This is a genomic window from Exiguobacterium sp. K1, assembly GCF_033721435.1.
Lineage (GTDB): Bacteria > Bacillota > Bacilli > Exiguobacteriales > Exiguobacteriaceae > Exiguobacterium_A > Exiguobacterium_A artemiae.
Genome location: NZ_JAOTIT010000003.1, coordinates 179,363 through 205,477, shown reverse-complemented (window position 1 = coordinate 205,477; position 26,115 = coordinate 179,363). Strand labels below are relative to the sequence as shown.

Sequence of the window (26,115 nt, the reverse complement as noted above, 5' to 3'; positions counted from 1 at the left end):
TATTCAGAAATTCCTCTTTATTCATATTTTCATTTATGCCGTTCCAGAACGTTGCTCAAGCACCAAATCCGTAATGTTAACAGCATGGTCCCCAATCCGTTCGAGGTTCGACAACAAATCAACAAAAATCATACCGGCTTGACCTGTACATTCGCCTGCGTTGACCCGTAAGACATGATGTTTCCGGAATGATCGTTCGAGTGAATCGAGTTTTCCTTCCAGTTCAAGCACTTGCCGCGCCAGCGAAACATCGTCTAGTTCAACGGCTTTAACGGCTGTCTCGACGATTTTTTGCGTCAAGATGTACATTTCATCCAATTCTTTTTTCGCCTTTTCGGTAAACGTGATCCGGTTAACGATTTGGAAGTCAACCAGTTCGATGACGTTTTCGACATGATCACCGATCCGTTCAAAATCGTTGACCGCGTGCATGAGAAGCGAGTGATCATTTGATTCCCGTTCAGATAAGTCATGTGCTGCGACCTTAACAAGATAGCTTGTCACTTCCGTATTCAGATGATTGATTGCATATTCAATCTGACCGGCATCCGAAACATCCTTTTTATCGTGTGATTGCGTATAACGATGTGCTTTTTCAAGTGCGTCTTTCGAGAATTCTCCCATCCGCAACACTTCCAGTTTCGCCTGGCTTAACGCAAGTGACGACGACTGGTTCAAGATATTTTGATCGAGGTGGCGCGGTTTTGAATCGACGGTCGTATCCGTTCCAGGGACGACTTTTTGGACGAGCCATGCGATTTGTGCGATGAACCAGCATTGAATCAGCGTATTGACGACGTTAAACGTTCCGTGGGCAAAGGCAATCTGCATTTTCGGTTCCAAATCAAGTGCACCTGTGATCCACGTGATGAAACTTGAGAACAGCGGTAAAGCCAGCAGGAAAATGACTGTCCCGACGATGTTAAAGATGACGTGTGCCGCGGCTGTCCGTTTTGCCGCAATCGAAGCTCCGAGTGCAGCAAGGACTGCTGTGATTGTCGTCCCGATATTATCACCGAACAAGACCGGCAATGCCGCTTTGATATCGATCATTCCGCCGTCATACAATTCTTGTAATATCCCGATCGTCGCAGAGGATGATTGGACCAACATAGTAAAGACCGTTCCGACAAAAACACCGAGCAAAGGGCTATCCGACATCGATACCGTCAAATCACGGAACCATTCGCTTGATTCAAGCGGTGCCATTCCGTCTCCCATGAGCGTCAATCCATAAAAGAGCGCCCCGAAACCAAAGAAGATTTGACCGATGTATTGAATCCGTTCTTTATTGAAGAAGAAAATCAGGAACGCTCCGAGCGCAATCGCCGGGAGTGCCGCTTCCTTCACGTTAAAGCCGATGATAAAGGCAGTGATGGTCGTTCCGATGTTCGCCCCCATGACGACACCGATGGCTTGACGCAGGTTCATTAATCCGGCGCTGACCAGACCGACGACGATGACAGTTGTTCCGGATGATGACTGGATCAAGACCGTAACGACGATACCCGCTAAAATCCCGAGAAACGGGTTGGAGGTATATTTATCTAAAATGTACCGTAACCGGTCTCCCGCTGTTTTTTGAAGACCATCTCCCATATACTTAATACCGAATAGGAAAATACCGAGTCCACCGATAAAGGTGAAAATCATTTCCTGTAAATCATAGTTCATCTTGTCATCTCCTCATATAAAAAGTGGAATTGATTTGTTGTTAAGAATTCATTGATTCAACCTCCCCTATTATGTAAAGGTCTGATGAACTTGTAAATAGTTTTTCACACATTCGATTGTTAAGGTTTTATTAATCTGTACCAAAACAGATAAACCCTTTAAACAAAGGGTTTATCACTAATTTATTTGTTGTTATAAAACAGAAGAAAGAGTGATTGAATTGCATTTTTTAAGTCAACTACTTAATTACTTACAAACTACCTTAGTTCCAAATCGCGGTTTTTTAAAGACTCGTCTCGCTGATGTCTCCCTTTATTTTTGTGGATTAGCATGGATTTCCTTGTGGTCAACAATCATTGACAGCATCTTTCTCCAGCAGTCGATTCCGTTCATCATTTGGTTTATCCTGCACTTCATTTTTATCGCAATCGCGATTTTGTTGTACCTGTTATCCGTTTCCTATCTGAATCGCTGGTTCATTCAGTGGATTTTGCCAAGACCATGGGCGTTTCGCCAAGTATTTCCTTATACGGTCGCCGCAAACATCTGGACCTTTCCAATCGGTGTTTTCCTGTATCAGTTCGACTATCCGACTTTAGGAGTTGTCTTCATCATCGCCGGGCACTTGATTTATTCGTTAACCCCGCTCCTGCTTGCCCGGCTGAAGAAAAAATCATCCCGTCCGTCTTCTTAATAACAGGAAGGACCGGATTTTTGGAAAAAAACGTCCGTCCGGCGACGGATTGACTTTCCACTATTCGTGTTAAACAATTGTAAATGTTCAATTTTCGTTCTTGTTTCTCGATTTTTAGGGAATAGTTCGATATGATAGTACAAGTAGTCACAAACAATCTGGCGTTATGCCACAAAAGGAGATTTTCGATATGCCGAAAATGGTCCATCGCTCTAAGACTCGTCCCGTTCGTGTTGGGGACCTTGTCATTGGTGGAAATAATGAAGTCATCATCCAAAGTATGACGACAACAAAAACACACGACGTCGAAGCGACTGTCGCTGAAATTTTACGCCTTGAAGAAGCAGGATGCCAAATCGTCCGCGTTGCTTGTCCAGAAGAACGTGATGCGCTAGCACTTGCAGAAATCAAGAGCCGGATCAACATCCCGCTTGTCGTAGATATTCATTTCAACTATAAACTTGCGCTCATGGCAATTGAGGCGGGTGTCGATAAAATCCGAATCAACCCGGGTAACATCGGACGCCGCGAGAAAGTCGAAGCGGTCGTTACCGCAGCAAAGGCGAAAAACATTCCAATCCGAATTGGTGTTAACGCCGGTTCACTTGAAAAACACATTCTTGAGAAATATGGTTATCCGACAGCTCGTGGGATGGTCGAAAGTGCTTTGCACCACATTAAGATTCTTGAAGATCTCGATTTCCACGATATCATCGTTTCCTTGAAAGCATCTGACGTTCAATTGGCGCTTGAAGCATATCAACTCGCTTCCGAGTCGTTTGATTATCCGTTGCACGTCGGAATCACGGAATCTGGTCCTTTACGGACAGGTTCTTTAAAATCAGCTGCCGGTCTCGGAGCGATTCTATCACGCGGTATCGGGAATACAGTCCGTGTCTCTCTTTCTGCCGATCCGGTCGAAGAAGTCAAAGTTGCAAAAGAAGTCTTGAAATCATTTGGTCTTGCTGCCAACGCAGCAACATTGATTTCGTGCCCGACATGCGGACGGATTGAAATCGATTTAATGGCGATTGCAGCAGAAATCGAAGATTATATCGATAAAATTCAAGTTAACATTAAAGTTGCAGTTCTCGGTTGTGCCGTCAACGGTCCCGGGGAAGCCCGTGAAGCCGATATCGGAATTGCCGGTGCCCGTAACGAAGGATTGTTATTCCGTCACGGGGAAATCATTCGTAAAGTTCCGGAAGCAACGATGGTCGAAGAATTGAAAAAAGAAATCGATGCGATCGTTCTTGAAAAAGAAGCGGAAAAAGAAGCCGCAAAAGCAAGCCAAGCTTAAGTCAAAAGAGCCCTCTTCCCGGAGCGGCTCTTTTTTTCGTCTCCGCATTTCGATTATGTTATACTAGTGGCAGAAAATTTATAGAATGTTGGTGATGTAAGTGAAAATCGGAATTGATATTGATGGAACAATCACTCATCCTTCTTCGTGCTTTAACTATATGAACAAATATCTCGGAACATCGATTGATTTTGAGATGGCCTCTGAATACGAACTTCATACCTATACGGATATGCAGCAAATCGAGTTTTGGGAATTCATGGTCAAATCGGGTCATGAACTCGGCATCTACCGTGAATCCATCCCGCAAGAACTTGTCAAACAGCACCTGTGGGATTTAAGAAAACAATATGATCTCCATTACGTGACGGCCCGGTCAGAAATCGTTCGTCCCGTAACGGAAGAATGGATTAAACAGCATGAGTTACCGCTCGATTCGCTGATCATGACCGGCTCACACGACAAAGTCCAAGTCGTCCGTGATTTGTCACTTGATCTCTTCATGGAGGACCGTCTCGAAAATGCGATTCAAATTGCAGAAGACACATCGATTCCCGTCATTTTGTTTGATGCGCCTTATAATCGTCGTCCCGTCCCTGAAAATATCGTCCGTGTCTCTTCCTGGAATGAGGCCGTTCAACAAATTCATAAGTTTGCCCCAATTCGCTGAAACAATAAAAGCGGAAACGACATTATTCTGTCGTTTCCGCTTTTTTAGTTTCCAGTAAACAGATGATTTCTTCGAGCAGAACCGGTTTTGCAAAAAAATAACCTTGGAATAAATGAATTCCGATGTCTTTTGCAATTTGTACCTCTTCTCCCGTCTCAACCCCTTCGACGATACATTCCACATGCATCGATTGACTCAACTGAAAAATCGACTCTAAAATCGACTGTCTTTTTTCAGACTCTTCGACTTGTTCAATGAATTGTTTTGGTACTTTAAGCTGACGAAGCGGCAATAACCGTTCCAGAACATGATACGAAGCATGTCCTGTCCCGAAATCATCCAATGAGACCGGGAAATCCAATGTCTTAATCCGGCGTAATGCCCGGAGAATCGGTTGGCTTTCAAAATCCAAAGACTGGCTTTCAGTAATTTCAATTTTAATCTGCTTCGGCTTCAAACTGTATTTCAGCAGCATCCGCTCAATAAACGGCATAAACGACTCATCCGTCAATTGCCGCGGAGATACGTTGACCGACAGACTAAACTCTTCCGGAACGAGACCAATCAGCCGTTTTCTTGTTTTACATCCTTCTTCGAAAACCCACTCGCCCAACTGGATGATCAAGTCACTCTTTTCTGCGATTGGAATGAAAACCGTCGGACGTTCTGCTCCCGGAATGGTCGTATTCCAGCGAATCAAGGCCTCTAATCCAATGAAACGGTCCTGATTGGAATCATACTGCAATTGGTAGACCAGGTAAAAGTCATGATTTACATCCGCTCGCGACAATGCTTTGGCGGCTTCAACGCGAAGCGATTGTTCTTTGCGCCATTCTTGATTCAGGCACATCACTTTTGCCGAATCCCGGATACTTTCCGGAAAGGCAGAGGTGATCTGGTGAATCCGTTTTGTCATACTGAGTTGACCGACTTCCCCGTCATCGATGACAATATAGAGATTAACATAAATTTGATGGTTTTCGACCTGGTACGGAGCAGACATACGTTGACTGAGACGTGTCATTTCCTCCTCACACGATACGCCGGGCGGTTTCTCCATGACGACCATCAGCGTTCCGCCTTCAACTCGCACGATCGTCAAATAAGGAGGTAATAATGTTTTCAGACGTTCGATACAATCAATTAAGACCTGTTGCTGAATTTCCTCTCCAAAATATCGTGCGAGTTCATGGTAGTTTTCCAGATGAACACCGACCAGTAACAGATTCTTCTGATCCACATGCAGAAATCGTTCTTCCAGTCCGCGGACATTAAGCAGTTGCGTCTGTAAATCGTGGCGGGCCGACTCATGCAATTGATCTGCCAGTTGTTGCAGGCGACTGAGATTACGAAGATGCAGATGATTGATGATCAAAGCGATACAGATGGCAATCCCGATCATCCCGAGCCTCGCGTAATGATCTGTCGGATCAATCTCCACAAGAATCGTATCTGAGCGCACCATGATGAATACGTTCGTCGCGACGATGAGGACAATGGCATACCAAATCATGATCCGGTCATAGGCAATCAAGGCGATCATTAAAAATAAAAAACAACTGGCCCAGACGGTGACTGAGGCATAAGGTAACATACTGATGGAAGCGAACGGAATACTCAGTAACATGACGGACAGAAAGTGTGATTTATGATGAGCTGTCAACCGACTGCGGCTGATCAAAAAGGTTATGATTCCAATAGAAAGCAAAACAGCCACAGTCGTCAACTGATTTAAATAGGCATTTCGAATGGTTTGATCCGTCGTCCCTAAAAAAATCAGGGCGCCGACGCTCATTAAGAACAACGCAAAATTTCCGATCCAACGCTGTTGATTACGGACAATCTCATCTACTGTTTTAACAGGCATCTGTCTCCTCCTTTCTTAAGATTAGACTGTTTAGCCATTCGGCATCACTTCATCATACTCCTGCTCTTCCTCTGCCAGCAATTATTCTTTTAACAAAAGAGATCTACTTCTTTATAATTGAAGAAATAGACCTCTTTGCTCAGTTCTTTACTCGTCCAAGTTGATCAATCACATCTGTCGCCACGATACTGCTTGGATGAAGCTGTTGTTCGACCTGCTTGGATGCTTGGGCGTACCAGGATGCACCAAGTGCAATCAACTGTTCAACCGGGATGTGTTTAAAGTATTCTTTTTGACCAAGCAGACTTGTGAGGATACCAAACAGCGTATCGCCACTGCCTCCTTTCGCCAACCCGCTGGATGCTCCGTTTATCACGTAACCACCGCCTTCTGGTGTTGCAACGAGAATCACATGGGCTTTTAAGACGACGACCACTTGATGCAAGACTGCATATTCGCTTGCCTTTCCGAATAAGTCATCCTGGATTTCCCGGACAGTCCGTTTCGTCATCCGTGCAAATTCTCCGATATGTGGCGTGACGACAATCGCCGCCTTCCGTTCCGGATAGCTGTCGCGAATCAATGCCCCGGCATCAAGAACTACCGGAATGTCTTGTGCAAATAAGAGCTCGATCCAATCGGAAATCGAATCTGAAGTCAATCCGGGGCCGATTCCCGCGACATCCACCTGATCGAGCATCTCTTGAATGGCTGTCGTTGTCTGATTGAGAACCATCGCTTCCGGTGCGTTCATGATGAGTCCGACTTGTGCTGTCGGAACCGTTGCAACTTGTAATTTCCCGACTCCGGATCGTAATGCTGCGCGGGCAGCCAGTTGAATCGAACCGGGCATCGTCTCGCTTCCGCCAATCAACAGTGCCGTTCCGTATGTACCTTTATGACCGTACGGATCACGGGTCAATAACGGCGCAATCGATTCGGACATCAGTTGCCATCCCCCAAAAGCCGGCAATCCCAAATCGATCTTCTCCAACTTCCCAAAGAACGGAGCCGTCTTCAACAAGAAGGCGGATCGCTTAAAGGCATGAAGTGAAAAAGTCACATCAGCCCGGATCGCTTGTCCGGAAAACCCGTTCGTTTGATCGGACGGAATGCCGCTCGGTATATCGATCGCGTATAATTTTGCTCCTTGTTGTTTTTGTTCACGGACCCAGTCAAATATATCATGGATCGATTTCGTCAGTCGGGCTCCGTCAAATCCGGTTCCAAAGATACCATCGACGATTACGTCGTATTGTCCGCAGACTGCCTCCGTTGCGAGTCCGAAGTTTTCTGCATAGTGCTGATGCAGATGAGCCGTCGCGGTTTTCACTTCGCCGAACGGCGCATGCATCGTCACGTCGTACCCGTCCCGGACGAGTTCACGGCCAATCACGTAACCGTCTCCTCCATTATTGCCTGTCCCGCATATCACCAGAATCCGCTCTTCCCTCGTATGCCTGTTCTTGATTCGCTTTGCGATTTCACTACCCGCTCGTTCCATTAATACTTCCAGCGGTAAACCGGATGTCTTTGCCCATTCATCAATTTGGCGTGCTTCTTGTGCATCATAAATCATTTTCATCACCTCTGTTCGTCCTATTCCCGTTTTGTTTCATTTCAAGCCGGGACGAATCAAGAGATTTTCAGCAAAAAGAGAGGGCCGGATGCGATCCGCCCCTCTCCTTTATCAGTTGTCGCTTTCGTTACACTCTTCAAACGCATCCCGCTTATTTCTGACAAGCGGCACAGCGTCCGTAAATTTCAAACTTATGATCCTCGACCTCAAAACCAGAGTCCTTAATCGGCGAAACCCATTCCATCGGACAGACATCCAGTGTCTCCGTCTTGCCGCATGTCCGGCAGATCAGGTGATGGTGATGATGACCCGACTGACAGGCGGCTCGAAATTTCATTTCCCCGTCGAGTTCCGTCGTCTCCAAAATATCGATTGCCGCAAAATCATTTAAATTCCGGTAAATCGTATCGTAGCTGAGTGAAGGATGCGATACACGCAACTCCTCCGCCACTTCCCGCGCACTGACATAACGATTGGCTTCAAACAGGTAGGCCAATAAATCGAGACGTTTGGGCGTCATTTTGAAACCGGATGCCTTCATCCGTTCACGCGCTTGTTCGATGTTTTTTTTCATGCACTTTCCCTCCGATCCAAAACCGTTCAATCACCATGACGAGAATAAGTTCTGCGACTGCCAGCATGACAATCATACCGCCCGGCGCTAAATCAAATTGATACGCCAGAATCAAGCCGGCAACTGTTGCCACTTCTCCGAACACGATGGCATAAAAAATCGTCGCTTTAAAACTTTTGGCAAGTCGAAGTGCTGCCGCAACCGGTAAGGTGATCAAACTGGATACCAGCAAAATCCCGACGACCCGCATACTAATCGCAATTACCAAAGCAACAACGATCATAAACAGAATATGCACCAACCGAAGACGAATTCCGGAAACGCGTGCCTGTTCCTCGTCAAATGATAAGAATAATAACTCTTTATAAAAGGCAATTACAAATAAAATGACGACACCTGTGACAATCAAAATCGTATAGACATCCGTCAAGGTGACAGCGGAGACCGTTCCGAATAAAAAGGACACAAGGTCCATCGAAAAGCCGTTTGCCAGGCTGATAAAAATCGCACCGAGTCCCATCCCCGTCGCCATGATGATCGGAATGGCAAGCTCTTGAAAATGTTTATACTTCGCGCGAAGCCAATCAATCGTCAACGCCGCGATGACCGATGTCACGATCCCGAGGTAAAGCGGATTCAAATCAGCAAGACTCGCCACCATCCCGGATATTAGCAGGCTGAGGGCAATTCCGGCCAGGGTGACGTGTGATAACGCATCCGCAATTAAACTCATCCGCCGGACGACGACAAATGAACCGATCAACGGAGCCGTAAAACCGATCAGGACAGCCGCGACAAGTGCATATTGCAGAAACTTCAATGTCATGAATGCTTCAATCACTGGACGACCTCCCCTTCGTGTATCAGTACACGCCCCGGAACCGGATACAAGGACCGAATCGTCTGTTCATCCAGTTCCCAGTATTCTTTAATACCACAATTACAACCGAGCCGTCCGTCGACGAGATGAATCACATCCGTCACCAGCTTGCTGACAAAGTGGATATCATGTGTCACAAGAACAAACGTCCGTTTTTTATCACGCCGCAGTTCTTCCAGGATTTCATAAAACTCTTTGACGTACCGCTGATCGACTCCGACCGTCGGTTCATCCAGTATCATCAGATCTGGATCATTAACGAGCGCACGGGCGATAAAGACCCGCTGTTGCTGACCGCCGGATAAGTCACCGACTTTCGAATCACGCCGATCCCACATACCGACGGTTTCAAGCGCCGTCCTTACTTTTTGGCGATCCTGTTTTGTCACGCGCCGAAATAATCCTTTTTTCGCATACAGCCCCATCTCGACGACTTCAGCGACCGTGACCGGAAACCCTGAATTAAACGATGCCGCTTTTTGTGAAACATAACTGATGCGCCACCAGTCACTGAAGGCCGCTTGATCTTGCCCAAACAACCGGATCGTTCCCTTCGGTTTTAATAAGCCGAGCATACACTTGATCAACGTCGATTTCCCGGAGCCATTTTCACCGACGATGGCGAGGAATTGTCCTTGTTGCACATTAAACGTCACTTCGTTTAAAACGCGCCGGTCCGGATAATCATATGTCAGTTGTTTGATTTCAATAATTGGTTCTGTAATTGGTTCGGTCATGTCTATTCTCTCCTTCCGTCTCGTGTTAAAACGGAATAATTACGTCTTATCAACTGTCTTATTATAGCGCCAGCCCCCCCTGCGTTGCAACCGATGTAACTTTTTTGTGAATAGACGGTTTTCCGGAGATGCACAAGGTACAATAAAAGGATACAAGCTGTCGTTTTCAGAATCCCCGATTCGGGAAAAGATGGATTGAGTACTCAAAGGGGGCGGTTTTGTTTTGAAAAATGAGTTAGCAGTCATCGATATCGGTTCCAACTCGATCCGGTATGTCATTTTCCATCCAATCGATTCCGGTCGATATATTGAAAAAATCAACGTCAAGGTCGTCGCTCGACTCTCCGCTCATATTGATGCGGAAGGTGCTCTCGATTCTGTCGGAATCCGCTTGCTCTGTGAAACACTGCAGCGTTTTCACGAAATCGGTATTACGCATCATGTCGAAGAAACGATTTGTGTGGCGACAGCCGCGATCCGGAATGCAAGTAACCGGCAGGACATCGTTCATGCTGTCGAACAGGAGACGCCCTTTACGATGCGGGTGCTGTCCGATGAGCAGGAAGCTTATTACGGCTATTTCGCCATCATCAACTCTACTTTCCTAACCGACGGGTATTCTGTCGACATCGGTGGCGGCTCCATGGAAGTCACGTTAATTGAGAACCGGGAAATGATTGCCTATCACAGTTTTCCTTTTGGTGCGGTCACACTGACGCGGCAATTCCTTTCCGGAGAGACCATGACATCTGGTGAACAAAAGAAGCTGATTAAATTCTTGCGGGAACAATTCGACGAAATTCCATGGTTGAAAAACAAAAAACTTCCTTTAATCGGTGTCGGCGGATCGGCTCGAAACTTTGTCCGCATTCATCAATCTACACTCGACTATCCTCTGCATGGTATCCACCAATACCAAGTCAGATCGAAAGAGTTGGGGAAATTGATTGATGAGCTCGAAGACAAAGCCCCTAAACAGTTAATGAGAGTCGAAGGATTATCTAAGGACCGGGTTGACATCTTCTTACCTGCATTAATCGCAATTCATGAACTGGCACTACATATCGAGGCAGAACAGTTCGTGATGAGTAATTACGGGTTACGGGAAGGTCTTGTCTACGAATATGATTTACACGAACAGGAACAACGGCGGATCGAGAATGTACGCGAAGAAAGTCTGTACCAGCTGGAAAGTGATTACAAAGTCAACCGTGACCGGATGAACTATCTCGGAACGATCGCTAAATCAATTTACCGGCAACTGGTCACACTCGATATCATTCCGAACCGGGCGGCTGACTTACGATTACTCGATTCCGCCAGCCGCTTACTTTACTGCGGACAGTACATCAATCCGGATACCCGTTCCAACCAAACATTTTACCTTTTGACCAATACCGATTTAAAAGGAATGACGCATAAAGACCGGTTAGCTCTGGCACTCGTCAGTTCCTATTCTTCTTCGAAACGGATGCAGCAACTCTTAAAACCGTTTAAGGACTGGTTTACGGATAAATCAATCGAACGGTTTGACTTACTCGGATCAATTCTCAAACTGACAGAAGCACTTGATGTGACAGAACGCCGCGCCGTCGACAGTCTTGAAATCGCACTTGAAAAAGACAAAAAAGATCTTCGGATCATTCTCGATACCGGTGATCATGATTATGGTTTCGAAGTCGAAAAAGCAGAAAAACAAAAAAAACATCTGGAGCGTATCATTGACCGGTCCATTCAGTTTGACAATAAAGGAGGCGGACTTACGTGAAGATAGACTCCCCTGAGTTTTTTAACAACCGGGAAATCAGCTGGTTACAATTTAATGAACGTGTCTTAGGCGAAGTGACCGATACACGAAATCCCTTGATGGAACGATTTAAGTTTTTAGGTATCTTCAGTTCCAATTTGGATGAATTTTATATGGTTCGTGTCGGTGGATTAAAGGATGAGGTACTGGCAGGATTCAATAAACCGGAAAATAAACAACAGCTGACACCGAAACAACAGTTACGTGCCATCGCGACGAAAACAAAAGAGCTTGTCGATCAACAATACGAAGCCTTTAAAGATGTCACTCAAGCATTAAAGGCCGAAGGTATCTCTTTTCTGAAGCATGACGAGTTAAATGAAATGCAGTCAGAATATGTCAAAGCCTTTTTCAGAGAACAGGTTTTTCCGGTTCTGACGCCGGTCGCCGTCGATGCGTATCGACCATTCCCGATGCTGTCTTCCAAATCATTGAATATCGCAACGGCTCTCGAAGCGGAAGACGGTTCCAAACGGAATCTGGCGCTTGTTCAGGTTCCGGCCGTCCTCCCGCGTTTCGTCGATTTACCCGTCGATGATGAAGAAACGACCGCTGTGATCTTACTCGAAGATGTCATCATTTCCTTTATCGATTCTTTGTTCAAAGGATATCACGTCCTGTCTGCGATGCCGTTTCGAATTACACGGAACGCGGATTTACCATTCCATGAAGAAGGAACGCATGATTTATTGAAGTTGATTGAAAAAGAATTGAAGAAACGGCGCTGGGGAGTCGGAATCCGGCTTGAGATCCAGAAGAATGCCATCAATACGAACTTGCTCAATATGTTACGTGATGTCCTCGACCTACAGGACCGGGACATCTATGCTGTCGATGGTCCGATCGATTTGACATTCGCTTTCGCTTTTTACAGCCAGATCGGTGTCGAGTATGACCATTTGATTTATCAGACAATCATGCCTGTCGAACCGCCGGCACTGGAGAAGTCCAAAAACCTATTTGATCAAATTCTGCAACAGGATTATTTGTTGCACCACCCTTACCATACGTTTGATCCAATCGTCCGCCTGATTGTTCAAGCCGCCAATGATCCCAATGTCTTGGCAATCAAACAAACGCTGTACCGCGTATCAGGAGATTCTCCGATTATTAAAGCATTGAAGACTGCTGCAGAAAACGGGAAACAGGTCACTGTCCTCGTCGAATTGAAAGCACGGTTTGACGAAGCCAAAAATATCGAGTGGGCGAAACAGTTGGAAAAAGCAGGTGCTCACGTCATTTACGGTTACAGCGATTTAAAGACCCATTCCAAAATCACATTAATCGTCCGATTACAGGAAGGCCGGATTCAGCGGTTCGTCCATCTCGGAACAGGTAATTACAATGACTCTACGGCTAAACTGTACACTGATATCGGTCTTTTGACGGCAAAGGAACAAATTGCAGAAGATGCGACAAATTTCTTTAACTGGTTATCCGGTTATGGGGAGCAACCTGAATGGAATGCCCTTCATACGTCACCGAACTCGATGCTCGAGAAATTTTTATCCTTGATTGATGAAGAAATCAAATATCATAAAAAACACGGTAACGGTCGAATCGTTGCTAAAATGAACAGTTTGACGGAAAAAGACATTATCGTGAAACTGTATCAAGCATCTCGGGCCGGGGTCAGAATTGAATTGATTGTACGTGGCGTCTGCTGCCTTCGTCCTCAAATCAAAGGCGTCTCGGAAAATATCCGGGTCACGTCCGTTGTCGATCGTTATTTGGAACATTCCCGTATCTTTTACTTCCATCATAACGGCGATGATTTGATTTATTGTTCCAGTGCCGACTGGATGACACGCAATATGCGGAAACGGATTGAAATCCTTTTCCCAATCGCGGATGAAGAACAGAAAAACTATATTAAGGATTGTTTGGCATTAACGATGGCGGACAACGTCAAAGCACGGGAACAAGACGACTCCGGTAACTATCATTACGTAACAAAAGGTAAACAGGAATGTGAATCACAAATTCTCATTCAGCTTTATACGAATGGGAAGCTAAAAGCAAAACCGTCCTTTGAACATCCGCTTGAGCAAAAATGGACACCGGTCGAACGTGCGGAAGAAAAGATCACCTTTGACCCGACTACCAGTAAAAAATAATCGTTGTTTAACGTCAGACATCTTCATATAATAATCTTGTAAGCGTTTTTTCATATGAAGAAAGGACTGGACCTCATGCTTCAACAAATTTTATTATCCTTGCTAGCTGGTATCATCTGTGGTGTTGTCTTTACCGCTCTTAAATTACCAATCCCCGCTCCACCTGTTTTTCCGGCGATCGTCGGGATTTTTGGGGTCTTTCTCGGAATGAAGGTATTTTTATTCCTTGCGGATCGTTGGCCGTTTTAATGAATGGATTTATCTGATATCTATAAAAAGAGCGTTTTCCTTCTCGGCAAGAGAAGAAAAACGCTTTTTTTATTTCTTTAATGCTTCGGCAATGACTTTGTCCCAATTGACGTCATCGCATGCGGTTTGACACGTCGGTTCCACTTCACACGTCGCACATTTGCCTTTTTTCGCTTTTTTCGTGAAACGGATTAATGAGAAACCGGCATATCCAAAGACAAGCAGACCAATTAAAATATCAATTCCATGCATCCTGCTTTCCTCCCTTTATGAAAACCCGAGTGCGTGCCCCGTTTGATAAATCAAAAATGAAATACCGTAAGCAACAAATAAACCATACAGACTGGCAATCCACGTCCATTTTGCGCTGCCGACTTCCCGACGGATGACGGCTACCGTCGCAAGACACGGTACATAAAGCAAAACGAATGCCATAAAACTATAGGCACTGAGCGGTGTGAACTGACCGGCCAACTGCCGGCCGAGTTCCGATTCGTTGACGGCATAAATAATCGCCATCGTCGAAACCACTACTTCTTTTGCCAGGAACCCTGTAATCAAAGCAGCTCCCGCCTGCCATGTTCCGAATCCAAGCGGAATCAGTAACATAGCAATCAGACCACCGATCATCGCAAGAAAGCTGTCATTCATATTAACGTTAAAACCACCCGGACCGGTATAAGCGAGCAACCAAATGACGACTGATCCTCCAAAAATGAATGTTCCTGCTTTACGGACAAATCCTTTTCCTTTTTGCCACGTGCTGCGCCATAGTGTCAATCCTTGCGGCACACGGTACGGCGGTTGTTCCACTAAAAACAAGCTGGTCGCTTCTTCAGCTGCCAGAACCTTCGAAAATACTTTTGCTGCAAGCAAGGCTAAAACGATTCCCAGAATATAAAGTGACAAAACAATCATCGCTTGATTACTTGCAAAAAAACTTCCGGCGAACACGGCATAAATCGGCAAACGAGCCGAACATGACATGAACGGTGAAATGAATATCGTCACGAGTCGTTCACGTTCTTCTTCTACAGACCGTGCTGCCATGATACCGGGAACATTACACCCGAATCCAATGATCATCGGGATAAAACTTTTCCCGTTCAATCCGACCATCTGCATGAAACGGTCCATGACGATGGCGACACGCGCCATGTAGCCCGAGTCTTCCAAAAACGAGATAAAGAAAAACAGAACAAAGATTTGCGGAACGAAGACCAGGACACCCCCGACACCTGCGATGACACCATCAATCAACAAGTCCTGAATGAATCCGGATGCACCAAGTTGTGTCAGAACAAAGACGACTCCCGTCGAAATCGGTCCTTCGATAAACGCTCCCAATAAATCAGAGAGCGGGGCCCCGATCCAGTTAAATGTCACATGAAACAGCACGTATAGGACAGCAAAGAAAATCGGCAATCCGAGAATCGGATGGGTGACGACGGCGTCAATCCGGTCTGTCCACGTCTTACGGTCTGATTTCTCTTCCACGACCGAACCGGCACGAATCGCAACGGCCCAGTTTCGCCGACACTCTGTAATATGAGCATGGATGAATCGCCCAAGCTGACGTTCCAGTTCTTTTCGCACTTCGATGATTCGAGGGGATTTCTTCTCCAAATATTCTACGAAGACACGATTCCCCGCTAAATACTGAACAGCCATCCAGCGTTCCTGTTCTTGTAAATCGGCGATTTCGATGATTGCCGTAATCGCCTGTTCCGTTTTCTTTCCATAATCGATTCGTAACGGCGTATGTTTTTTTGCCGCTTCAGGAATCGATGACAGCAAAACTTCACAGCCGTCTCCCGTCCGCGCGACAATCGGAAACACATCGACACCGAGTTCCTTCGCTAGTGCTTCAGCATCAATCGTCGTACCGCGAGTACGAGCGACATCCATCATATTCAGCCCGATTTGAATCGGCTTTCCAATTTCCAAAAGTTGAGCCGTCAATTGCAAATTCCGTTCCAACTGTGACGCATCAATGATGTTGATCATGCCGTCAAACGACTCTTCCATCAAGAAACGTGCCACGACGGCTTCATCTGCAGATAACGGATCTAAGTCATAGACACCGGGCAAATCAATCAATTGTCCACGGTTTCCATGTAATTTCCCGACTTTTTTATCGACCGTCACACCGGACCAGTTTCCGACATGGGCATATGACCCGGTCAAACGGTTAAACAAGGAGGTTTTACCGGTATTCGGATTTCCGAGTAATGCGATTTTTTGTGTCATGGTAAGAACACCCCGATGTTTTTCGCATCACTTTTGCGAATCGCAATCATTTGGTGATGGTCCCGTTGTTCTATTGTCAAAGGACCCTGAAAGCTAGCTCGTCTTCTGACGACGACAGGACATCCTTCATAAAATCCGAGCGCAAGCAGCCGTCTCCGGAGTCGGTCTTCTATTTTATTTAAATCTGTCATCACTACAGGTTTACCAATCGGAATCATTGCTAAATCAGTCATGCCTTTTCCCCCAGTTACTCCATTTTCACTGATAATAATTATCAGTCTTGATTATATCATGGAGACGCTCTCTAAAAAACAGTAAGCACCTCAGGAAAACCCACTGAGGCACTTACTGTTCAGGTAAGACATGATCTGACGTTGCGGCAACGTCTTCCCTTTTCTCAATTCCTTGATGCGCGAGCCGATGACACGTCGGGCAAAGTGTTTTGAAGTGTCCGTGATACTCATGCCATTCGAGAATCGATCGTTGTGTGTTTCCACACATCTCACAACACGCCTTTAGCGGCTCAAGATGATTTCGCTCGCGAAAACGTTCCATCCGGCGATTTTTTGCTTGATCAATCGTTGTCACATCTGATTCAAAATGACCGGCTTGCCAGGCTTCCACCAACCGTTGTCTGACTTTAAGGTCCGTTTGTCCGGGATTTACCTGTAATCCCGCTAAAGGCGATCCTAACAGTGGATGTCGTAAATCCACGCTGATTAAATCCAGGCAGGCATACGTGCGTTCTTGTTCATCCGCTTCTGTTAACCAATGAGGATCTGCCGGTCGTGTTGTGAATTCACTGAACAAAACTTCGGCATACGCAACGATTCCATCTTTCGTCGCCAAAAAGACTTCTTCCCCTTCTGCTAGCTCCGCCGGTAAATAAAACGGTTCTTTCGTTTCGTAATATAAGACGACCGCTTGACGTAAGGCAAATTCAGATTCTTCAATGACTAATAGATGGCACACGCGGCAGACACCTCTCTCGTTTAAATGGATGTACCGATCAGCGGCAAACGCCACTCGGCATCAAAGTTTCCGGAACGTAACATGGCAATCTCTTCACGATACGGTGCGACTTTCTTTTTCGGATCCAGTCCGATATAAGGTGTTTCGAGAATTTTTGGTAAATGTGCTAAATCCCGGTGATGGATAATCCGATGCAACGGATCAAAACCGATTTCACCAAACCCGATATTTTCGTGGCGGTCTTTTTTAGCGCCGCGGATATTTTTCGAGTCGTTGACATGAATCACACCGAGACGATCGATGCCGACAATCCGGTCAAATGATTCCAAGACTCCGTCGAGGTCATGGATCAGGTCATAACCGGCATCATGGACGTGACACGTATCGAGACAGACGGACAGACGGTCGTTGTGCGTGACACCCGCAATGATTGCTGCAATTTCTTCGAACGTCTTCCCGATTTCTGAACCTTTTCCGGCCATCGTCTCAAGAGCGATTTTGACTTTTTCGTCTCCCGTTAATACTTCATTGAGGCCTTCAATGATTCGTTTGATTCCGACTTCTTCTCCGGCACCTACGTGTGCGCCGGGGTGCAACACGATATGTTTTGCTTTTTCGAGTGCTTCCGCCCGTCGGATTTCTTCTCCTAAAAACGAAACGGCCAATTCAAACGTTTCCGGCTTCGTCGTATTACCTAAATTGATGATATATGGTGCATGGACGATGATTTCTTCAATCCCGTTTTCTTCCATGTGCAGTAACGCTTCCGGAATCCGCAAATCCGAGATGGGTTTCCGTCGTGTATTTTGAGGTGCTCCTGTATAGACCATCATAGTCGTTGCGCCGTAAGAGGCTGCTTCTTCACTCGCACCGAGTAACATTTTTTTGCCTGAAAGCGATACATGTGAACCGATTTTCATTAAAAATTCCACCCTTCTTCTGCTTCTAGTGTACCAAATGTCGAAAAAAACAAGAACCTTTAGCGATACTAAAAAAACAAAGTCCACGAATGACATCGCAGACTTTGTTCAAACCGTTCAGCTTCGACTTGAACGCCGAAAACGGATTATTTGTTTTTACTTGCGTTTGCTTTACGTTCAGCGCGTCCGATTCCACGTTGTTCCTTGATCCGTTCGCGTTTTGCTGTTTCTTTCAGTTTATATTGGTGTTTCTTTTTGTAGCCTGGTTTGACACGTTTTTTCGCTTTTGCCGCTTCACCGGATAAACGGCTGTGGGCTGTTTTCGAAACGGCTGTCTTCATGTGTGGTTTAGCACGACGGCGTTCTTTCACTTCGCTGACTTGACCACTCTTGACATCAACGTTGATGAACTCGATGCCGCGGTCTTCGAGACGGTTGATCGAACCATTTTCGTGATCTTCAAATAAAGTGTAAGCCAACCCGTCCTGATCGACACGACCCGTCCGACCGACACGGTGAACGTAGAAGTCGAGATCTTTCGGAATCCCGTGGTTGATAACGTGGGAAACGCCTGAGATATCGATACCGCGGGCAGCGAGATCCGTTACGATGACGTACTGATATTTCGCTTCGTTGATTTCTTTGATGGCTTGTTTCCGACGGCGGGCCGGTAAGTCACCATGAAGCGAACCGACGTTGAGTCCCGCTTCAAGGAAGAGAGCTTCGAGTTCGATTGCTTCCGTTTTTGTGTTCGTAAAGACGAGACAGATATACGGATTAAGAGCTTTCGCCAGTTTCAACGTCAAATCAGAACGATCGCGGTGTTTGACCGGAACCGTATGATGAACGATTTTTTTCGCCGTCTGTTGTTTTGGATCGACGTGTGCATAACGCGGATTGTTCATGTACTTTTTCAAGAAGGGTTGCAGTTTTTCCGGAATCGTCGCAGAGAAGACCATCATCTGTAACTTCTCAGGAAGTGCTTGAGCAATCCGGTCGACTTCCGGCAAGAATCCCATATCAAGCATCTGATCCGCTTCATCGATGATGTAGTGTTTGACGAAGTGTGGTTTCAAAGCTTGCTCTTTAAAGAGATCCAAAATTCGTCCCGGTGTTCCGATGACGATTTGCGGTGAGACTTTGACACGGCCGATTTGACGTTCACGGTCCATGCCGCCTGTGATCAGGCTTGTCTTGATGTAATCCGGTTGTTTGACGAGGATCGATTTCAATTCCTCGTGAATTTGCCAAGCCAGTTCGCGCGTTGGCGCAACGATGATGGCTTGCATTTCCTGAAGCTCCGGATTGACATTTTGGACGATCGGCAAGAGGAACGATAATGTTTTCCCTGTCCCTGTCTGTGATTGTCCAATGATATCCCGCCCTTTGAGCGCTGCCGGAATGATCCGGGATTGAATATCGGTTGGTTTTTTAATACGTGCGTCTTCGAGTGCTTCGACGACGAACGGGTGCAAATCGAAATGGCTGAATCCATTCATATTTGTCACCATCCTTTCTCTACTCTTTAACAATTAAAGGCGAATCGTCCGCCTTCACCATCTATTTCTTTAGTTCAACATGGGTATTGGTCTACTACCGTCATACAAATATGAATACGTATAGAAACGATCGGGAATTTTTTTGTTTTTCGTATGAAGCTTCAACGCGCTGAAGGCGACTTTCATCATCTCTTCAGCGGACTGGACGACTGTTGCGTCCATCGATTTCATGTCAACAGCTTCTAATATAGCACGATTCCCATCGATTCCGACAACTATTTTTCCGGAAATCTTTGCTTTTTTCAATGCTTCGAGGACACCCATCGCAATATCGTCATTGTGACAGTAGACTGCATCAAACGGAATTCCGGAGTCAATTACTTGCCGCATGACACGTTCGGATGTGACCGGATCGTAGTTTCCGCTGACCGAATCGACGATGGAAAGTGTCGGCTCATTTTCGATTCCTTTCAAGAATCCCCGGTGTCGTTCGTTTGTCGTATAGACATTTGCCGTACCTGTAATTTCAACGATACGCCCCGTTGATCGACCGGTCTGCTTAATCAACTCATTCTTAATATAGGAAGCCAGTTGTTCTCCGATCATTTGATTATTGGAGGTAATCGAACTGACGACCGCATCCGAGCGAATCATGCGATCGATCGCAAATACAGGAATCCCTGCTTTCTTGGCTTCTTCAATCGCACTTCCGATATAAACATCATCGAGTGTCGTGATGAAGATGGCATCGACCTTCAAATGAACGAACTCTAAAATCTGTTCCCGTTCACTGATTCGGGAATTTTGTGACGTCGCTACTAGTGCTTCATATTTATTTGCTTTCGCTTCCGCTTTAAAGGCATTGATCAACCGCTGTGCAAATTCATGTTTGTCGTTAACAATCGTAAATCCGACGATATTCCGTTTAGGACTAGTTTCCTTTTGGACAAATAGATTGGAAATGACGAGGACGGATGCAATCCAAATGATTAAGACCAACAACCAGGACTTATTGAACCTCATGCCTGCTCCTCCCGTCTCGGGAAAAAGAGTTGTACGGTCGTACCGACGCCCATCTTGCTGTCGACTTCGATTCGCCCGTTATGCTGACGGACGATTTGATTGGACATGAACAACCCTAACCCGTTGCCATTAATCTTCGACGTATTGAACGCCTGACCGAGCATCTGAATCTGATATTCGTCCATTCCGACACCATTATCCTGGACGATAAACACAAACTGATCCGGATAGACATGAAGGTGAACGTGACAAATTCCGTCCGTTCCTTTTGATTCGACGGCATCCAGTGCGTTTCCGATACAATTCGATAACACTTGCAACAATCCGTTTTCCGAAGCATACAACGGCGGCATATGTGCCGGTGTATAAATCTTACAGTCCGCTTCGTAAGGGTGCGATTTCGATTCGAGGATAAACGTTAACTTTTCCATCATTTTTTTCATATCAATCTGTGCCATCGCCAGCGTCGTTTTATCATTTTTGGATAAATCGAGCATCGTCTGGATCAACTGATTGGCCCGGTCCAGTTCGGACAAGGCGATATCCATCATATCCGGATTATTTTGTTTTTCTTCCGACAGCAGTTGCAACGCCATCTTGACCGGTGTCAACGGGTTGCGGATTTCATGCGCAATTCCTGCGGCCAGTTGTCCGAGTGAGGCCAGTTTCTCCTGATGTAAGATAACCTGTTGCTGACTCAACTGTTCAACCCGCGCATGTTCCATCCGTTGCGCATACTCGTTGTAGGCGGAAACCAACGTCTTGATTTCATTGGAACCGGATCGCTCCAAAGTGATCGGTTGAGGCGTAGTACTTTTTTCGATTTTTTGAACAAGTTCCAATAGAGGTGCGGTCAGTTGACGGGACATCAAATACCCGACAATCAGACTCAGGACCAGCGTGAGTGCCGCAATGACCAAATATTGTTGCCGCGTCGTATACACCGGTTCATAAAAGACACTCCGAGGTGTCCGTACTAATATCTTCCAATCCGTCACTTTCAAATCACGTGCGAAATAGTACATATCTTTATTCGTACTAAAGATTTCGTATGGCTTTGTACTTTTAAAAGCCCGGTCAACCACACTTTGACTCAACAGACGCTCTTGATCGGTCACAAGATTTTTCGAGGTTGCGAGCGGCTCTCCCTGACTGTTGAATAAATAAGCCATCGTATCATCATCAAATGATTCCAGTGAGTTGCGGAAAACGATGGAATTCATGAGACTGAGTCCGCCGCCGAAGACCCCGACCCGCTCATTGCCGTTTCGAACAGAAACATACATATACGTCAGAGAATCGTTCGCTATGTCATACCGCGGACTCATATGAAAATCCGTGCTCGTCAAAGCTTGTAAAAAAGAATCATCCCGGCGAATATCCGCATCCGGGATACGCCGGTCTTCACTCGAAAACCAGGTGATTTTATCCGTTTTACGGTCATAATAAAAGAAACTCTTAAATCCGGTATCGATATCCAGCAAATTCGTATCACGGATGGCTCGATCAAGATTGTCCATATTCGTGACATTTAATTGAAGGCTCATAATTTTTTCATGTAAGTTCCCGACGCTGTCTCGTAATGCATTACTTGAGACTTCGACACTTTTTTCACTCTGTTTTTCCGTCTGCTGTTCGACTCGTGAAATCGTGACACGGTCTGCTGTAAAGGCAAGTGCCGAGATGACAAGACAAATAAGAATAAATAAAACAGCCGTGATTTGGAAAAAATAGGACCGCATCATCTTTTTCGTCTCCATCTTTTCACCCCCTCCTTATTTCTAGACAACTCAATTAGTATATCATGATATTCTCTTTCGGCAGACTCCTCTATTTTCATTCAACTTGAATCAATGGTACACTCTAAATAATCATTCTTTCCATACAAAAGGAGAATTTAGACTATGCTTGTTAAAAAAATCAGTCCCCGTGGTTATTGTTACGGTGTTGTTGATGCAATGAAGCTTGCTCAACAAGCTGCACTAAACGATAACTTGCCACGACCAATTCATATCCTGGGCATGATTGTCCATAATGCACACGTCACGCGTGAATTCGAACGGATGGGTGTGTTGACCGTAGACGGTCCCGACCGCTTGGAAGCACTCGAAACCATCAAAGAAGGAACCGTCATCTTTACAGCACACGGGATTTCGCCGGCTGTCTATGCCCGCGCTGCCGAGAAAAAACTGACTGTCGTCGATGCGACGTGTCCGGACGTCACCCGGACACATGACTTGATCCGCACTGTCGTCGCGGATGATTATGAAGTCATTTATGTCGGCAAACACGGTCACCCGGAACCGGAAGGCGCCGTTGGTGTCGCACCGGAACATGTTCACTTGATTGAAAAAGTCGAAGACATCGAAGCGTTGCCGGCTCACCTGGCCGACAAAAAAATCATCGTGACAAACCAAACGACGATGAGCCAATGGGACGTTCAGGCATTAATGGAACACGTCCGTAAAAAGTATCCGCACGTCGAAGTACACAATGAAATTTGTAATGCGACGCAAGTCCGGCAGGAAGCTGTTGCCGAACAAGCCGGTGATTGCGATCTCGTCATCGTCGTCGGCGATCCGCGTTCCAACAACTCGAATCGCTTGGCACAAGTTTCATTCGATATTGCCGCAACGCCGGCTCACCGGATCGGTGATTTAACGGAACTCGATCTATCGTGGCTCGACGGAGTCAACCAGGTCGGTGTAACGTCTGGTGCTTCAACGCCGACGCCGATCACTAAAAAAGTCATCGACTTCTTACAACAGTATGATCCTGCCGATATCAGCACACATGATAAGACGCCATTCCTCGAACTGCGCCGTATCTTACCAAAAGTTAAAATTCTTTAAAAAAAGATTCCCGACCGTATTTGACGGTCGGGAATCTTTTTTCATAGGAATTGAAACGGATTTGTATTCGTCTCTGACACAAACAATTCGACACCTTTGATATTCTGTTTTTCAAACCGTTCTGTCAGCAGGTCAACGACACCCTGTTTCATGACCGACTCGACATGGTGGCCGGGATCAACTACGGCAAGCCCGAGTGCCATGGCATCGTGTGCGACATGGAAATATAAATCACCCGTCACCAATACATCTGCTCCGGCAAAGGCTGCCGTCGAAACATATTTATTGCCGTCTCCTCCTAATACTGCCACTTTTTGAACCAATCGATTCTCATCCCCGACAAACCGTAAGTTCTCGACGCCAAAAGCTGATCGTACCTGCTCGGCAAACGTCTTCAACGGAACAGCTTCTTCTAACCGGCCAATCCGTCCGAGTCCGAGAGACGGAGCTGTAAGCTCTTGACGTATCACGTCATACGCAACTTCCTCGTACGGATGAGCTTGTTTCATTGCCCGAATGACCTGCTTTTGGTTTAATTCCGTGACAATCGTTTCAATCCGCACTTCTTTGACATGTTCCAGTTGGCCCGGTTGTCCTACATACGGATTCGCTTCCGCCGTTGCTTTAAATTGTCCGGTTCCCGTCGTATGGAACTGACAATCGCTGTATGCTCCGATATGGCCTGCTCCTGCTCGCCCTAACGCTTTCGAGACCTCTTCCACGGCAGATTCAGGAACGAAGACAACGAGTTTATAGAGGGTGTTTTCGAATGACGGAACGAGAACCGTTGTATCCGTGAGTCCTAGTGCCGTTGCCATCAGATCATTCACGCCGCCTTGTGTGACATCCAGGTTTGTATGGGCGGCGTAGACAGCGATGTCGTGTTTGATACATTTCATGACGATACGACCCGCTGCTGATTGATCTGTCACTTTTGGTAATTTGCTAAAAATCGGCGGATGATGGGCAATGATCAAATCGATTTGTTTTTCAATTGCTTCGTCCACGACAGATTCAAGCACATCTAACGTAACAAGGACCCGCTTGACCTTTTTGTTAAGTGTTCCAATTTGTAAGCCAATCGGATCGCCTTCAAAGGCAAATTTTTTCGGCGCAAATGTCTCAAATTGTTCGATGACTTGTTGACCGTTTGCCATCAGTTCGTCACCTCTTTCATTTTTTCAATCAGCCGTTCGATGTTCGCCATTTTCTCCTGTAAGACGTCCGAATCATTTCCGCGTTGCATCTGTTCCAAGATGTATTGCCGCTTTTGCTGTTCCGTCTGCCACTTTTCAATAAATGCCGGTGCTTTTTCCCGTGTCAATTGCGGACCAAAATACAATTCCCAGTCCCGCTGTTCGCTATCGTCCGAATATAAAGATTCTTCTCCTTTTTCTGCGACAAGAATTTCATAAATTTTCTCATTTTCTTTAACAATTGCTTCCGAAAGCAGAGCATAGCCGTTCGCGAGCAACCATTTCCGTACATCGACCGCATCAACATTCGGTTGGAGAATCAGCCGTTCTTCTCCGGATAAGTGATTTTTACCTTCTTCCAAAATCGAAGCAATCAACGTACCGCCCATTCCGGCAATCGTTACCGCCGTCACTTCTCCCGGTGTCAAGACCGTCAGACCACTCCCAAGGCGGACATCGATTTTATCTTCCAATTGGACAAGCGCAACCTGTCCTTGCGCCGCTTCCATCGGTCCGACGTTGACTTCACCGGCAATCGCGCGTTCAATCAAGTTTTGTTGGAGACAGTAGCAAGGCACAAAAGCATGATCGGATCCGATGTCCGCGAGTACCGCCCCTTGTGGAATATAAGATACAACCTTTTGTAAACGTTGATCGAGTATGACGTTCGTTTGCATGTCTTTCATCCTTCCTGATTCATGTTCTCATTTAAAAATAGCGGACTTGGCGAAAAAAAGAAACCGTCGACTTGATTAAAATCACCACAAAAAAACATCCATCTCGGAGAAGAGACGGATGTTGATTCGCTTATTTCTTTGCAGCAAGCCATTTTGCTAAAGCAGCGGCTTCTTCGTCGTTCGCAAGACCGCCAGGCATTTGCCCTTTACCGTTCATAGCGATTTCTTTAATTTCTTCTTCTTTCAGCTTCGAACCGATCTTTGTTAAGTTCGGACCGACTCCACCTTCAAGATTTCCACCGTGGCATCCGGTACATCCTTTAGATGCAAACAGATCTTCCGGCTTCATTTCAGCTGTTGATGGACCTTTTTCAGCTTGTTTTACCTGATCGACCCCAAAGTATGACAATGAAATCATGGCGATGATGGCGATGATCGCAATCGATGCGAACGGTACTAACGGATTACGCATTTGGATTCCCCCCCATATTCTCTACCCAACCAAGTTGGTGACTGAATGGTATTCCCCGTTACTATTCTACTGTAAAAAAAACAGAGAAGGAAGAAAAAAACAAAAC

24 protein-coding genes are annotated in these 26,115 nt (G+C 46.0%); 7 read left to right on the top strand and 17 right to left on the bottom strand.

Going from position 1 to position 26,115, the window contains the following annotated elements; all coding sequences use genetic code 11:
• Positions 1–33 precede the first annotated feature (33 nt).
• Positions 34–1,674: a Na/Pi cotransporter family protein gene (locus N7U64_RS08645; protein WP_318929395.1), complete on the bottom strand. Its 1,641-nt coding sequence runs from the start codon at positions 1,672–1,674 to the stop codon at positions 34–36.
• A gap of 340 nt (positions 1,675–2,014) precedes the next feature.
• On the opposite strand from N7U64_RS08645, the gene N7U64_RS08640 reads away from it, so the two are divergent.
• The 3 genes from N7U64_RS08640 to N7U64_RS08630 all read left to right on the top strand — a co-directional run bounded on the left by N7U64_RS08640 (position 2,015) and on the right by N7U64_RS08630 (position 4,338).
• Complete coding sequence (locus N7U64_RS08640) at positions 2,015–2,368, top strand: hypothetical protein (RefSeq protein WP_290830127.1); 354 nt, start codon at positions 2,015–2,017, stop codon at positions 2,366–2,368.
• Between the two features lie 190 nt (positions 2,369–2,558).
• Positions 2,559–3,668 (top strand): flavodoxin-dependent (E)-4-hydroxy-3-methylbut-2-enyl-diphosphate synthase, encoded by a 1,110-nt coding sequence (gene ispG / locus N7U64_RS08635; RefSeq protein WP_012369758.1) that lies wholly within the window; start codon positions 2,559–2,561, stop codon positions 3,666–3,668.
• 100 nt (positions 3,669–3,768) lie between these two features.
• A complete protein-coding gene (locus N7U64_RS08630; protein WP_081432737.1) occupies positions 3,769–4,338 on the top strand; it encodes a 5' nucleotidase, NT5C type in 570 nt (189 codons plus the stop codon).
• Between the two features lie 22 nt (positions 4,339–4,360).
• Here the strand turns inward: N7U64_RS08630 and N7U64_RS08625 are convergent, their stop codons facing one another.
• The 5 genes from N7U64_RS08625 to N7U64_RS08605 all read right to left on the bottom strand — a co-directional run bounded on the left by N7U64_RS08625 (position 4,361) and on the right by N7U64_RS08605 (position 9,975).
• Entirely contained in the window at positions 4,361–6,205 is a 1,845-nt protein-coding gene (locus N7U64_RS08625) for an EAL domain-containing protein (protein ID WP_318929391.1), read from the bottom strand.
• 139 nt (positions 6,206–6,344) lie between these two features.
• The gene (locus N7U64_RS08620) at positions 6,345–7,790 is read right to left on the bottom strand and encodes an NAD(P)H-hydrate dehydratase (RefSeq protein WP_290830121.1); all 1,446 of its coding nucleotides are present in this window, start codon (positions 7,788–7,790) and stop codon (positions 6,345–6,347) included.
• 145 nt (positions 7,791–7,935) lie between these two features.
• Positions 7,936–8,358 carry a Fur family transcriptional regulator gene (locus tag N7U64_RS08615; protein ID WP_012369754.1) on the bottom strand — a complete coding sequence of 141 codons (423 nt, stop codon included), beginning with the start codon at positions 8,356–8,358 and terminating at the stop codon, positions 7,936–7,938.
• Positions 8,330–9,199 (bottom strand): metal ABC transporter permease, encoded by an 870-nt coding sequence (locus N7U64_RS08610; RefSeq protein WP_318929388.1) that lies wholly within the window; start codon positions 9,197–9,199, stop codon positions 8,330–8,332. Before N7U64_RS08610 ends, N7U64_RS08615 begins: the two co-directional genes overlap by 29 nt.
• Positions 9,196–9,975: a metal ABC transporter ATP-binding protein gene (locus N7U64_RS08605; protein WP_290830118.1), complete on the bottom strand. Its 780-nt coding sequence runs from the start codon at positions 9,973–9,975 to the stop codon at positions 9,196–9,198. Before N7U64_RS08605 ends, N7U64_RS08610 begins: the two co-directional genes overlap by 4 nt.
• Before the next feature lie 223 nt (positions 9,976–10,198).
• Between N7U64_RS08605 and N7U64_RS08600 the strand changes: the two genes are divergently transcribed.
• From N7U64_RS08600 to N7U64_RS08590, 3 genes are all read left to right on the top strand, one after another.
• Positions 10,199–11,743 carry a Ppx/GppA family phosphatase gene (locus tag N7U64_RS08600; protein WP_318929385.1) on the top strand — a complete coding sequence of 515 codons (1,545 nt, stop codon included), beginning with the start codon at positions 10,199–10,201 and terminating at the stop codon, positions 11,741–11,743.
• The gene (locus N7U64_RS08595; RefSeq protein ID WP_214765932.1) at positions 11,740–13,899 is read left to right on the top strand and encodes an RNA degradosome polyphosphate kinase; all 2,160 of its coding nucleotides are present in this window, start codon (positions 11,740–11,742) and stop codon (positions 13,897–13,899) included. Before N7U64_RS08600 ends, N7U64_RS08595 begins: the two co-directional genes overlap by 4 nt.
• A 75-nt stretch (positions 13,900–13,974) precedes the next feature.
• Complete coding sequence (locus N7U64_RS08590) at positions 13,975–14,148, top strand: XapX domain-containing protein (RefSeq protein ID WP_012369749.1); 174 nt, start codon at positions 13,975–13,977, stop codon at positions 14,146–14,148.
• Positions 14,149–14,217: 69 nt separating this feature from the next.
• On the opposite strand, the gene N7U64_RS08585 is transcribed toward N7U64_RS08590, so the two are convergent.
• From N7U64_RS08585 to N7U64_RS08550, 8 genes are all read right to left on the bottom strand, one after another.
• Entirely contained in the window at positions 14,218–14,400 is a 183-nt protein-coding gene (locus N7U64_RS08585) for a FeoB-associated Cys-rich membrane protein (RefSeq protein WP_012369748.1), read from the bottom strand.
• Positions 14,401–14,415: 15 nt separating this feature from the next.
• Positions 14,416–16,398 carry a ferrous iron transport protein B gene (feoB, locus tag N7U64_RS08580; protein ID WP_318929383.1) on the bottom strand — a complete coding sequence of 661 codons (1,983 nt, stop codon included), beginning with the start codon at positions 16,396–16,398 and terminating at the stop codon, positions 14,416–14,418.
• Positions 16,395–16,631 carry a FeoA family protein gene (locus N7U64_RS08575; RefSeq protein ID WP_026828966.1) on the bottom strand — a complete coding sequence of 79 codons (237 nt, stop codon included), beginning with the start codon at positions 16,629–16,631 and terminating at the stop codon, positions 16,395–16,397. The genes feoB and N7U64_RS08575 overlap by 4 nt, the downstream gene beginning before the upstream one ends.
• A gap of 112 nt (positions 16,632–16,743) precedes the next feature.
• On the bottom strand, positions 16,744–17,370 hold the full coding sequence (locus tag N7U64_RS08570) for a hypothetical protein (RefSeq protein ID WP_318929381.1): 627 nt from the start codon (positions 17,368–17,370) through the stop codon (positions 16,744–16,746).
• A 20-nt stretch (positions 17,371–17,390) separates the two neighbouring features.
• Positions 17,391–18,290 (bottom strand): deoxyribonuclease IV, encoded by a 900-nt coding sequence (locus N7U64_RS08565; RefSeq protein ID WP_318929379.1) that lies wholly within the window; start codon positions 18,288–18,290, stop codon positions 17,391–17,393.
• 146 nt (positions 18,291–18,436) lie between these two features.
• Positions 18,437–19,789 (bottom strand): DEAD/DEAH box helicase, encoded by a 1,353-nt coding sequence (locus tag N7U64_RS08560; protein WP_012369743.1) that lies wholly within the window; start codon positions 19,787–19,789, stop codon positions 18,437–18,439.
• 69 nt (positions 19,790–19,858) lie between these two features.
• A complete protein-coding gene (locus tag N7U64_RS08555; RefSeq protein ID WP_012369742.1) occupies positions 19,859–20,812 on the bottom strand; it encodes a sugar ABC transporter substrate-binding protein in 954 nt (317 codons plus the stop codon).
• Complete coding sequence (locus N7U64_RS08550) at positions 20,809–22,572, bottom strand: ATP-binding protein (RefSeq protein WP_131503964.1); 1,764 nt, start codon at positions 22,570–22,572, stop codon at positions 20,809–20,811. The genes N7U64_RS08555 and N7U64_RS08550 overlap by 4 nt, the downstream gene beginning before the upstream one ends.
• Before the next feature lie 144 nt (positions 22,573–22,716).
• Between N7U64_RS08550 and N7U64_RS08545 the strand changes: the two genes are divergently transcribed.
• On the top strand, positions 22,717–23,664 hold the full coding sequence (locus N7U64_RS08545) for a 4-hydroxy-3-methylbut-2-enyl diphosphate reductase (protein WP_131503963.1): 948 nt from the start codon (positions 22,717–22,719) through the stop codon (positions 23,662–23,664).
• Positions 23,665–23,705: 41 nt separating this feature from the next.
• On the opposite strand, the gene N7U64_RS08540 is transcribed toward N7U64_RS08545, so the two are convergent.
• From N7U64_RS08540 to cccA, 3 genes are all read right to left on the bottom strand, one after another.
• Entirely contained in the window at positions 23,706–24,821 is a 1,116-nt protein-coding gene (locus tag N7U64_RS08540; RefSeq protein WP_214765940.1) for a Nif3-like dinuclear metal center hexameric protein, read from the bottom strand.
• A complete protein-coding gene (locus tag N7U64_RS08535) occupies positions 24,821–25,537 on the bottom strand; it encodes a tRNA (adenine(22)-N(1))-methyltransferase (protein ID WP_012369738.1) in 717 nt (238 codons plus the stop codon). The genes N7U64_RS08540 and N7U64_RS08535 overlap by 1 nt, the downstream gene beginning before the upstream one ends.
• A 130-nt stretch (positions 25,538–25,667) precedes the next feature.
• Positions 25,668–26,009: a cytochrome c550 gene (gene cccA / locus N7U64_RS08530; protein WP_012369737.1), complete on the bottom strand. Its 342-nt coding sequence runs from the start codon at positions 26,007–26,009 to the stop codon at positions 25,668–25,670.
• Positions 26,010–26,115 lie beyond the last annotated feature (106 nt).